Source organism: Thauera sp. 27 (assembly GCF_000310125.2).
In the GTDB taxonomy this organism is placed as follows: Bacteria; Pseudomonadota; Gammaproteobacteria; order Burkholderiales; family Rhodocyclaceae; genus Thauera; species Thauera mechernichensis.
Genome location: NZ_AMXB01000030.1, coordinates 46,966 through 58,186, shown reverse-complemented (window position 1 = coordinate 58,186; position 11,221 = coordinate 46,966). Strand labels below are relative to the sequence as shown.

At 55.8% G+C, this 11,221-nt stretch carries 12 protein-coding genes; 3 read left to right on the top strand and 9 right to left on the bottom strand.

The genetic code is table 11. The annotated features are described in order from the left end of the window. From B447_RS15685 to B447_RS15680, 3 genes are all read right to left on the bottom strand, one after another. The coding region (locus tag B447_RS15685; protein ID WP_002942536.1) for a DUF2813 domain-containing protein at positions 1 to 330 on the bottom strand (330 nt) is incomplete at its 3' end. Between the two features lie 775 nt (positions 331 to 1,105). Continuing rightward, complete coding sequence (locus B447_RS22755) at positions 1,106 to 1,246, bottom strand: hypothetical protein (protein ID WP_198291821.1); 141 nt, start codon at positions 1,244 to 1,246, stop codon at positions 1,106 to 1,108. A 111-nt stretch (positions 1,247 to 1,357) separates the two neighbouring features. Continuing rightward, a complete protein-coding gene (locus tag B447_RS15680; RefSeq protein WP_002942532.1) occupies positions 1,358 to 1,909 on the bottom strand; it encodes a recombinase family protein in 552 nt (183 codons plus the stop codon). Between the two features lie 11 nt (positions 1,910 to 1,920). Here B447_RS15680 and B447_RS15675 point away from each other — a divergent pair, with 11 nt between their 5' ends. The 3 genes from B447_RS15675 to B447_RS15665 all read left to right on the top strand — a co-directional run bounded on the left by B447_RS15675 (position 1,921) and on the right by B447_RS15665 (position 6,241). Next, positions 1,921 to 2,727, top strand: a complete 807-nt coding sequence (locus B447_RS15675) for a KilA-N domain-containing protein (protein ID WP_002942530.1) — start codon at positions 1,921 to 1,923, stop codon at positions 2,725 to 2,727. A 348-nt stretch (positions 2,728 to 3,075) separates the two neighbouring features. After that, the gene (locus tag B447_RS22630) at positions 3,076 to 4,983 is read left to right on the top strand and encodes a hypothetical protein (RefSeq protein ID WP_157384708.1); all 1,908 of its coding nucleotides are present in this window, start codon (positions 3,076 to 3,078) and stop codon (positions 4,981 to 4,983) included. An 85-nt stretch (positions 4,984 to 5,068) separates the two neighbouring features. Then, positions 5,069 to 6,241, top strand: coding sequence for a hypothetical protein (locus tag B447_RS15665; RefSeq protein ID WP_002942528.1), 1,173 nt, complete (start codon positions 5,069 to 5,071; stop codon positions 6,239 to 6,241). A gap of 108 nt (positions 6,242 to 6,349) precedes the next feature. On the opposite strand, the gene B447_RS15660 is transcribed toward B447_RS15665, so the two are convergent. The 6 genes from B447_RS15660 to B447_RS15645 all read right to left on the bottom strand — a co-directional run bounded on the left by B447_RS15660 (position 6,350) and on the right by B447_RS15645 (position 11,197). Beyond that, a complete protein-coding gene (locus B447_RS15660) occupies positions 6,350 to 7,318 on the bottom strand; it encodes a recombination directionality factor (protein WP_002942525.1) in 969 nt (322 codons plus the stop codon). A 136-nt stretch (positions 7,319 to 7,454) separates the two neighbouring features. Beyond that, positions 7,455 to 8,564: a type IV pilus twitching motility protein PilT gene (locus B447_RS15655; protein WP_002942522.1), complete on the bottom strand. Its 1,110-nt coding sequence runs from the start codon at positions 8,562 to 8,564 to the stop codon at positions 7,455 to 7,457. Next, positions 8,561 to 8,959, bottom strand: a complete 399-nt coding sequence (locus B447_RS22625; RefSeq protein ID WP_157384707.1) for a hypothetical protein — start codon at positions 8,957 to 8,959, stop codon at positions 8,561 to 8,563. Before B447_RS22625 ends, B447_RS15655 begins: the two co-directional genes overlap by 4 nt. Continuing rightward, positions 8,956 to 9,438, bottom strand: coding sequence for a type IV pilus biogenesis protein PilM (gene pilM / locus B447_RS23055; protein WP_083491482.1), 483 nt, complete (start codon positions 9,436 to 9,438; stop codon positions 8,956 to 8,958). Before pilM ends, B447_RS22625 begins: the two co-directional genes overlap by 4 nt. Next, entirely contained in the window at positions 9,438 to 10,412 is a 975-nt protein-coding gene (locus B447_RS15650; RefSeq protein ID WP_002942518.1) for an ATPase, T2SS/T4P/T4SS family, read from the bottom strand. Before B447_RS15650 ends, pilM begins: the two co-directional genes overlap by 1 nt. A 236-nt stretch (positions 10,413 to 10,648) precedes the next feature. Next, positions 10,649 to 11,197 (bottom strand): type 4 pilus major pilin, encoded by a 549-nt coding sequence (locus B447_RS15645; RefSeq protein WP_002942515.1) that lies wholly within the window; start codon positions 11,195 to 11,197, stop codon positions 10,649 to 10,651. Between the last annotated feature and the right edge of the window lie 24 nt (positions 11,198 to 11,221).

Genomic DNA, 11,221 nt, shown 5'->3' with positions numbered 1-11,221 from the left:
AGGCTCGTCTTCGCCTTCCGGCTCGTCGCGCAGTTCGCCCGCCGATGTCCACCCCCGGATGTACAGGCCGAAGCGTTCATCGGACTTGAGGGCCCTGGACAGCTCACCGACCGTAGCCTCGATGACGATGGGGTTCGAGGTGTCGCAGCTCAGAAAGTCCGGCTCGGTGAATGAGAACCATCGAGAGGAGAGGGTAGCCTCCACCGCGTCGAGCAGCGTGGACTTACCGCTGTCCCCTGCGCCGATCAAGCAACAGAAGGATGAGCCTGGCTTCCAGTCCAGAGCTGAGATACCTCGGAAATTCGAGATCTTGAGCAGCCTGATCTGCATGCGCTCCCTTTCAATGGCGCCGGATTGACTTGTTGTTATCCGGCTTGATAGTGGTATCTCAAATGTAAGACACTTGAATTGCGGAGAGCAAACATGGTCGCAGTCCGAACCCCCCGGTCGCGTGCAGGTTCGACGCTGAAGTGAAGCAGGCTCTTTCGATTATCGCGGACCGCGATGGCCGCAGCATGACCAACATTATAGAGTGGCTCATCCGCAAGCACTGTGAAAAGGAGGAGCTGGGATGTTGGCAGGGAAGCAAAGGGCGGACAACGTCCGATCAACCGCCCCGTTGAGCTTCGGGGCAACGTCGGCTCCGACTCGTGAAGCGGTCGCTCAGTCCAGGGCACGGTTCACGTCTCGGTGACCACAGTGAGTCCGTCACCGCGCGCACGATGAGCGGCGCCGAGTGACTGAGTTCGCTGCACTCCGGTCATTGGGGCGAAAAACCCGAACCGCCGTTGAGGGTCGACTGCCGTCTGGCGCGCAGCGCCGAAGCGGGCATGACGAAGAAGTAAGGCCGGCCGATGCTGGCCGTCCGGTCAGGTCGCTGATCGGTTTACCCCCATATAGGCGTTCATCATCGTTGTTGCATGTGTCACCGTGTCGGCTTTGCGCGCTTCGTGGACAGGTGGCGGCCGTTCTTGTTGGTGGTGCGCAGCTTGAGTGCAGCCACCAGCTCGCAGTAGCGCTCCAACTCGGCCTGTTGCAGCACGCGCGGCCCGCCTTGATCGGCGCGGTGCGCCGCCTTCGGTCGATTGAACTCGCGCAGCGCGCGCTAGAAGGAATCGGTGGAGACACCGTATAGCGTGGCCATCGCTGCGACCTGGGCAACTCGCTCCGGACTCTTGTGCGGCAGGCGGTCCAGCCGCTGGCGGAGCTGCAGGAGCGAGTCGTAGGGAATCTGCTTGCGCCCCATCGTGCGTGTCCTACAACCGCTGCGAATCTTTCGGGTCGCCACTGTCTAGCGTGTCGCGACGTGGCTGCTTGGCGAGGCCCGCTGGCCAGCCGATCCGGGCTAGCGTCTCGATCAAGGTGGTGCGCTTGACACCGAAGTTGCGGCACACGGCCGCTTTGGACATGCCGCCATCGAGCGCGGCGAGGATGGCGTCGAGCTTCTCGCCGGTGATCGCCGGCGGACGGCCGCCGCGACGGCCACGCCGTTTGGCGGCAGCGAGCCCGGCCATGACGCGCTCGCTCGTGAGTGCGCGCTCGTGAGTGCGCGCTCGTACTGCGCGAGCGCGCCGAACACCTGGAACAGGAACTCGCCCGAGGGCGTCGTAGTATCCAGGTTCTCGGTCAGCGAGCGGAACGCTACCCGCTTCTCCTTGAGCGCATTCACGATGGCGAGCAGGTGTGACAGCGAGCGACCGAGCCGGTCCAGCTTCCAGACCACCAGCACGTCGCCCGGCTGAAAGAATTCCAGCGCCTTGGTCCAGCCGGGCCGGTCATCTCTGGCGCCAGAAGCGCGGTCCTCGAACAGATGGCGCGCATCGACGCCGGCTGCCAGCAACGCATCGCGCTGCAGGTTGGTGGACTGGCGATCACTGTCGGTGGAGACGCGCATATAGCCGACGAGCATGTGCGGTCACCGTGCAAGGCACCGATGTCGCCATCACCTCGCGCCATGAGCAGGATTACATCTCGCTCACCGACATGTTGAAGAACTTCGATGGTGGCAGTGCGCTCATCGAGCAGTGGCTGAAGAACAAAGACACGGTGCTGTTCCTGGGGGTGTGGGAGCAGATCAACAACCGCGGCTTCAATTCCCTCGAATTCGAGGGAATTAGGAATGAGGCGGGGCGCAACAGCTTCTACCTGTCGGCCAAAAAGTGGATCAACGCGACCGGCGCCATCGGGCTGTACGCCAAAGCCGGGCGCTACGGCGGCACCTACGCACACCGCGACATCGCATTCGAATTCGGCTCCTGGCTCAGCCCCGAGTTCAAGCTGTACCTGATCAAGGAATTTCAGCGCCTCAAGGACGACGAGGCCCGCGCCACATCGCTGGAATGGAACTTCCAGCGCACGCTGGCCAAGGCCCACTACCGCATCCACACCGACGCCATCAAGGAGCGGCAGATACCGCCGCAACTGACCAAGGCCCAGACCGTCACCGTCTACGCCAGCGAAGCCGACCTGCTCAACGTCGCGTTGTTCGGCGTGACGGCCGCGCAGTGGCGGCAGGCCAATCCTGGTCAGCCAGGCAACATGCGCGACGGCGCGACGCTGGAGCAACTGGTCGTGCTCTCGAACCTTGAGAGCATCAACGCGGTTCCGATCCATCAGGGGCTATCGACCTCCGAGCGGCTGGCGCAGCTCAACGGCATCGCCATCACGCAGATGCGATCCTTGCTCAGTGCTCCAGCCGTCAAACGGTTGGGGCAGTCCCCTGAGTGACGGTCGGGGTCAATTGCAGAAAGCGTGAGCCGGCAGCGCTGGATTGCGAGCCCGCCGGATGGATTGCAAGCCGGGTTGCAAGGAATGTGAGGCCGGCGGCTTGGCCATTTGCAGATAATCTGAGCCGGGAACAGACCTGGATTGCGAGCCGGGTCCGCTACAATTGCAAGCCACTACAGCTACAGGTGCTTCGGATAAGGCTGGGTCGAACAACGCTTAAGAACCGGTGTTTTATGGGGGTAGCCGTCATATAGATGAGTGCTAACGTGACATGGTCCTCTCGCGGCGCCACAGGCACCCTTGAAGAAAAGGCGACGTGTGAAATCATGATCCAACGACTACCTCGATATGACATCTATGTTCAAACCACGCCTCACGACACTCGCACTGCTCGCAGCTACCTTGGCCGCCGGCGGTTGCGCAACCGTTCCCACTGGAACCTCAAACAAACCTGCCCGTGAGTCGATCACGTTCAATCAGTTGAAGCTCACGCAAGTCGATGACGTGCGCGTCCCAGGTATGGGGGCACTCCCCTTCGACGGAAGCCTGGAAGATGTGGCGGCACTGAGCGAGGTAACCAAGCTGCTTCGGCGCGAGATCACGGAGGCGATCCTTCGTGATGAGTTCGAGCTCGTAGGCGTACTGAATGCCTACTACGGTCAGTTCGCGTCGCTTCGACTCGCGCTCAACGTTGCCACGCAACAGGCCGTCGACGAGCTGGGGCGGACTGAAGGTGTATCGTTTACGCTCCAACCCGGCTCGGTAGTAGTCCTTCTTGCCAACAATCCGACCCAGCAAGGAAGCGCGCAATTCTCACTTGGTAACCCCTTCGAGTCCATCCTGACCAAAGGGTCATCGGTCGATGTGGCGGCGAAAGGTGTCGGAGCAGTCCTGGAGGCGATGCGGATCATCTCCGAGACAACGGGCAAGGGTTCCGAGGGGCAGGTCACCGGCCGTGCTGCCACAACCTTTGGCCTGGATGCGATTCCGGCTAACATTCCGTTTGCGCTCGAAAATGGGACGGTTTTGGTGCGGAGGGAAACGGCGAAGGGGATGACCTACGCATTCTATAATCCCACTGATCGAACCGCGGAGGTGCCGCTGAGAACCTTGGCGTATGTGCCCCCTCCCCCACCCTTCAGAGCGCCACGACAGGCAGCCGGCCCGATCCTCTATAACCTCGGTGACTCGCTGACGAGCGATATGAGGAGGCGAATCAGTATTGGAGCGGAGCCTCATTTCACGCACTACTTACGGACAACTTTCTATCCGGGTGGTCCGATGCTCGACAGCATGGGACGAATTACGACCGATAGACAAGCCCACGCTCAAGCGGAGCGTGAAGCGGCACGACTCAATTCACCGTTCCGTCTCGCAGCCGAACTGTCATCGAAAACCGCTCACTTCGCATACAACAAGGGTTGCGCAGAACCATACGCAGAATTCGACAAATGGCTTACAGGCGGAAGGAATGGGCCTGCACCTTCTCGCCCGACAGCCCTCATGTACCCAGCGCAGAAATACTTCGGTAATTACTCCGCGTTTGTAAAGGTTGATTGCACCGAGAGAAAGACCGACCGAATCTTCTACACGCAGAGCTTTTATGTCGGTGAGGAAGGTGTCGTACAATCTGCGCAATCCCTCGCTGCAGACGCACGAATTGCGAAGAAGCTCAAAGAGTTTGATAGCGACAGCGAAGCTGTAGCGGACATGATGACCATTCTACCTGTTGCAGGCACTGCGGTATCTGGACTCCGGTGTGCTGCTTCCAGCAAGGGCGTCACTGAGGGGGTCGTTGCTGCACTCAGACCAAAACTCGCGGCCGCCCGGCCTTATGTGGCCCATCTCTATGACCTTGCCAAGACAGATTCCGATGAACTGTTCGGAGAAACGACAGGGCGAGTGTTGGATTGCGCAGCGGCAATCCCTGCAGTGGGGTCAGGGGTTAAGCTGCTGAGTAAATACCGCGGTGAGAATCTAGCCACCGTGCTCAATAATCGTAAAGCACGAGAGGCCCTCGAAAGTCATGTTGCAGCCAATCTCAATACGGTTGCTCGTGCCGCTGATTATTTCAGCACGCCCATAACGACACCTGGTCACGTCAATCACATTATCACCGCCAGTAATGGTCTGACAGGCAATTCGAAATCGGCTGTGGTGGCTGGCCTTGCAATCTATGGCGTGATGCAGAAAGCGGACAACGTGGCAGACTTCAAGAGCGGACTTGAGAACGCACCATGGAGGCGTAGGGAATGATTTCAGATCGACGCCGTCGCTGAGATATTCTGTGTTTTCAATAATTGAGGCAATAACCCTTCGGGTCAGAGAGTGCGGCGATGCCATGCGCAACATCATGGCATCGCAGTACAACCCATTTTTTAGCCCAATGGTGATGGGGGATGAAGCTAAGGGCTATGAAAGAGAGTTTTCCGCCGCGGAGTTAGCAGAGTTTCGGAAAAACAATCATCAGTATGATCCGAAGTTAATCGATATTTCGAAACATCTCTTTGATGATCGTCTCCCACTCTGCGGTTACTACCTGGCAATCTATTTGATTGCTTCTTCATACATTTATATCGAGCCCTGGGCCGAGATCAGACGGAGCCTTTGGAGTGTACACGGAGGCATGTTCGAGTATCCGGTTATTGCGATGATTATTGGTTACAGGCTCGCCCACAATGCCTTGCTCGCGTTTTTATACCTCACGGAGGTGACTACGAATAAATGGAGGCTGCTCTACCTGCTTCCCTTGGGTGTAGTCAAGTCTTTGCCATTCGCTTTCTTTCCGACAACAATTGTCTATTTTGTCTTGTATGCGAACTCCACTCTCACTGGGGTAAAGAACCGGCTATTTGACTCGTTCTTTGCCGCGAGTGGATTTGCTGTGCTTATTAAAATCGCTGCCTTCTCGCCGGGTCGGTTCTCCGGCAATCTGTTGCGGGTCAGTCAGTTGGTGAAAGGTCGTACAGTGTCGGCGTTCTCAGTCGTAACGGTGCCATATGCTACCTTCGTCATATCAGTCAGTTTCTTTTTCCTCTTTGCGTTTCTCCTTCAGATCTTACTCATCTTTATCGAAGCTGCGTTTGACTACTTTGCGTGGTCGATGCCTTATCGTGGGTTCAATCTCTTTGGATACGGCATGGCGTTCGCTCTAATGATGTATGGTATTGCGGAGTACAATGCTACTTTACGTTTGAATCATGTCTTGATCGATTATGACGTGATTCGTCAGGCCCGAGAGAAAGGCGCTTTCATTCAGGACAAGCTTGAGATCGAGGCCTTGTCTAGACTCAACTACACTGAAGATGACGTGACAAGGCTGAGCGAGTTGCCGACGATTCTCGGGCCCCGTCTTGGTTTGGAGGACCCTTTCTGCTTTGTTGGCCCGCACCTGCCAGTTGATCCCAGAGAGCGTGCAGATTTCTACTGGCAGGACTTGTACAGCCACAGACTAGAAGATCCGAATCGACTCCTACCCGAGCGAGAGGCCTTGGCGCGAAAGGGGATCGCGTGAGGTAGTTGAGGCCATGAATATACGGCATGTCGTCCGGATGAACTGATGACAGCCATCAACGACAACGGCGGCCACAGAGGCCGCCGCTTCTCTCGGACTACCTAGCCGTCAGGCAGCTTGCTTTTGAAGGAGCTTACGGAGGCCTTCGAGTCCGGCGTCCGTATCCTCCCGGGTGGTATCGATACTGACGAATCCATCGCCCGCGTCGTCACCGGTAGGGCTACTACCTTCTCCGGGCGTGCCGGTGCGGAAGTCATCACCGAGGTAATCCTCGTATTCCACGAGGTCTTCGAGGGTCTCTTCGAAGGGGCCGTTATCGAGCCCATTCTTGATCTGGGCCTCGAACTTCTCCTGGTTAAGGCCTGCTTCCTTCATCATTTCGGCCGTAGCCTTAGCGAGCGCAGCCGCTTCCAGTAAGGGCACGGCGGGTACCAGGTCAGCATAGTAGAAAATCGATTGATACGACTGCGTGGTGCTCTTCTGGCGCAGCTTGAGCGTGAGAGGGACGCCGATCAGCTTGCCATCCAGCAGACTATGCAGCGCTTGAAGCTTGCTGTGCAGGGTGCGAGCTGTGTTGAACCCAGAGCTTCGCAGGATGAAAGAGGACAGCGGGTCCGAGGATGCCTTTGCCTCGTCAGTCAACTCCACATTGATCTGGACGTTGAGACGTGTCATCAGCTTGCAGCGCGCCGTACGCGCGAACTCGCAGTGATCGGGACCTGCGCAATCGACTGACTCGACTTTCCCGCCGCACATGCGACGTGCCTTTTCGCCGTCCCCGGCGCAGAGCATGCGCCCCATGTCATCGAAGGCCTCGAATCGTTCTCTCAGCGACAGATCGGGGTCGTTGAACATAAGGCAGACGGGGATTTCAGTGATCTTGTCCTTCTCCTGTTTTGTTTCCTTGGCGATGGCATCCGTGATCGGATGCGGAACCCACTTCCCATCGCGTTTGTGCTGGGCAGTGATGACGAAATGATTCAAGCGCGAAGGAAGGTTTTTACCATTGCAATCGACCTTCTCGCCGATGCTGATCCGACCGATAGTCGGAATGGTGTAGGTGAAATTCTTGATCATGATGGACTCCAGTGGTTTGGCCGGCGTGAAAGATCCGGCCCTCTATGAACTAAGGTACCGCACCTTGTCCTGTGTGCAAGAGCCCAAAAAAAGCCGCACTTTAAGTGCGGTTGTGCGGCCGTATTGTACTGAGAAGCTAGTGGGGCATACCGTTCAGCAGACCCATTAGTCCTACTCGGTCATTAGTGTTCCTCATAGCCTCACGGTCCGTAATCTTCCCATCTCTAACGAGATTGACGAGCACATTGTTCAGCGATTGGCTCATCTTGTCTCTGGACTCATGCATGAAATCGCGCAGCATCGAGTGCTTTTCGGGCTTCTCCAAGCACTCCGTAACGGCTTTGTCCTGATTCAGCAGGATCTCGGGTGCCAGCACGCGTCGCTTGCCATCAGCCGAGGGAATGAGTGTTTGAGAGATCACGCAAAGCAGTGAGTCCGCGAGCATTCTGCTCCGATGGGCCGTCTCGTCAGGGAACCAGCTCAGCATTTTATTGATTGCTCCTAGGACGGAATTGGTATGCAGCGATGCAAGCACCAGGTGGCCCGATTCGGCGGCCGCGAACACGGTGTCAGCAGTTTCATGATCGCGGATCTCTCCGACCATGATCACATCAGGTTTCTGCCGTAAGGAGTCCCGCAAGCCTTGAGCAAACGATGGGGTATCAATTCCGACCTCCTTGGATGAGATTATCGATCTGTTCCGTTCATGAACAAACTCGATCGGGTCTTCAATCGTGATGATATGAGCGCTACGGTTCCTGTTCACATTGTCAAGCAACGAAGCCATCGTCATGGTTTTCCCAGCACCTGTATGGCCGGTCACAAGTATCAATCCGCGTTGGTGAGACACTTGCGTTCTCAGATACATCGGTAGGCCTGTAGCCTCCAAGGGCAATGGCTGTAGTGGCTGCCGACGAACACTGATTACTAACGACCTGCCACCCCCTGCCTTGAAAGCGTTCAGACGTAGGCGACATGAGTAAAGATCAATCGCACGACTGATGGCGTGCTGCTCGATGTTGGTTTTCCATTCAGGATCTGTGATCTGTAGAAAGTCCGTGATATCTGAATGCGTGAGCAACGGACTATCATCGATTTCCTCCCAGCCATACGGCATCCTCACCTTAATCGGGCGATCTAGCTCTATGTGGACATCAGAGAAATTAAGCTCACTATTGGCCAGCTTAAGCAGGACCTCAGTAACCGCGGTTGATTCGGCTCCGGACAACTGCGTTGAATGGGTCATGGATCGGCCCTCTTCCTAGTTGATAGTTTAGTCAGCACGTCGATAACAGGTTTCTCTGCTTGCTCGAGTGGAGACGTGAATAATAGGTCTTTGTCAATCGCCATCATCTGGCCGTCACTATGTACGCGTTTGTTTCTCAAATCTTGGATGTTCTTTATTACGTCATAAATACGTTTGGCCGCGACTCTTTGATAGCATTCATCGCTTGATTGCAAAGCATGGTGGAGAGTATCCACCAGAGTCAGATGATCCTCGAGAGTCATGATGATCCATCTCCTAGAGTCGCGATCTGGTATTGCACCTGACTTCATACCCCAGAGCATGATGGTAATATCTGTGCCGATCTTTGTTATTGCGGCGAGTTCTTTTGTCAGATCGGTAAGAAAGCGGGTCACTGCTTAACTATCACTTGATAGACGGGGACATTCGCAGGTATGCCCGTGGGGACGATAATTCCTGTTCGTCCATGTTGGAACGAAATGATTTCACGATCATTCGCCGTGATGCCTGCTCGATATGAGCCATGTGTGCGCTTTGCGAGTTCGGCGCTGAGGCCCGGTCCCTTGTATGGGGTGGCTGAGAACACTGTCACCATTCCGTCGATGACCTTGTTATCCCATCTAGGATTTCGCTGGAACCATGCTGGGAAATTGAGTGAGGTATCTGGAACACGATTACCGGTACCCGGGGCGGTATAGCGGACGGGCTGAAGCGCTACAAACCGAGCTACAGAGTCCGCATATACGATGAGGTTATCGGCTAGGATGTTCGCTGTGCCCTCAACTGGAGGCAATGGCTCATTTCTCGCAAAGTACAGTGTTGAGACCGATCCAATGATCGCCAACGCAGAAACCAGGAAAACGAAGGGGTACATTAGCGTTGATCCATCATCGCAGCAGATTGGATTAGCCTTGCCTGCTGGAGTCGTATCTCAGAAGCCAGCCGCTCCAGCTTTCCATCTCTGATCATTGATGTCGCAGACGGAGCATCTGAGAGCATGAGTAGATCCGCCTCAAGCCTCCTTGGGTCTCCTACAAGACGCTGATGCATTACCCCAACGAGACCATCAGCAAGTAAGCTCTGTGCGCTGCTGGTGTCGAAGTGCTCAGCCGACATCGCGAGCATTCTACGCAGCGCCGTTTGGATGTCTTCGGCGTGTAAAGTCGATATGACCAGATGACCGTTCACGCCTGCACGAAGTGCTTCCACCGCGGTGTCGCCATCACGGATTTCACCGAGATAGATGATCTTTGCCCCCCAGCGCACGAGGCTTCGACACGACTCAGCAAAACCCCCCCGCTCTCTGCTGGCATGTGTTTGGAAGCACACGCCCAGGCCATACTCCCCTTCCAACGGAAGCTCGACCGGATCCTCGGCTGTAACCGCCACCCCACCGTACCTGGCCAAACGACCAGCAATAATTGCTCCCGCAGTGGTTGTCTTACCTGAATTCATTGTCCCAGCAATCAATAGCAGTCCGCGTAAGTTCTGCTGCATCAGCGGTTGCGTGTATACGGACGGAACCCCAAGCTCTTGCATACTACGGATGGTACTCACCATCTTACGGAGTACGAAGACGAGCCCACCCATCGACTGCATGATTGCAACTCGATAGCTTACGCCGTCGTACTCAAGTTTAAAGTCAGAGTCTCTGATAGCGGAATAAGAGTCGACGCAACGCTGGTAGAGCGCCTTGAGGTCGTTATCCAGCGCCGGTGAAGCTAATACCGGATCAGCGGGCGCTCTCGGTACGGCGGAAAAACGATTGCCCAGGCTGGGGTGGCCAAGATACAAATCAGCAAACGTCATTTCCCTGACGCAAGTCGCCTCAATCGTCTGAGTAATCATTGTCTGGTATCACTGGTTCTCGAACTGTCACCACGGCCTTCGGATCACGTACCCATGGTCAGCCGCGTCGGTATCGTCTAGAGCCAGCTCGTGCCCTTGTCAGTTTAAGAGTTGAACTAAGTTGCTGATCTACGTCTGGCGGATAGAAGAGAGCTAACCTACACTTTGTTGCCCAGGATGTACCTAAAGTGGAGGCAAAGAGGAGGTGCCTTTTTCCTCTTAGCCTCCTTCTTGCATTAGGTGCTGCGGAACCGGAGGATGTTGGTTGCAGTGCATGCAGTTGTTGCGGCACTAACAGTCACAGGAACTGTGACTGCAGTAGCCCCGGTGGTGCCCGCTGTGATTGAGTTCCAGCCTTGAGTCCCGAGCCCTGTCAGAACTTCGATGCAGATGTTTTGAGGAATCGACTGGTACTCGATCTGGAAAGTTGTGCTATTCCCTGAGACCACAACTCCTCCATTCCATGAATTGGTGATAGTCCATGGCGATGCTGTAATGTGGTTCAGGGTCGAAGGAACTTGTCCCGACTTGATAAGCTGCTCATTCATGCTTGCTGTTCCGTACCCGGCAGTTTGCCCCATGTACAGCTTCTTCACCGCCAGTTGAAGAGCAGAAATCTCCTGGATAGCGCGATTGGAGTTCGCGGAACTGAATGCACCGGACAGCAGCATGACCGCGCCGATGATCACGATTGCAGCTACTCCAAGGTAGGAAATGATCTCGATCAACGACGCCCCGCGCTGCCGTTGGTGGATGATGTGAGAGGTATTGGTGTTTTTGCTCATTGTTTTCTCCTGAAAAGGAATTGG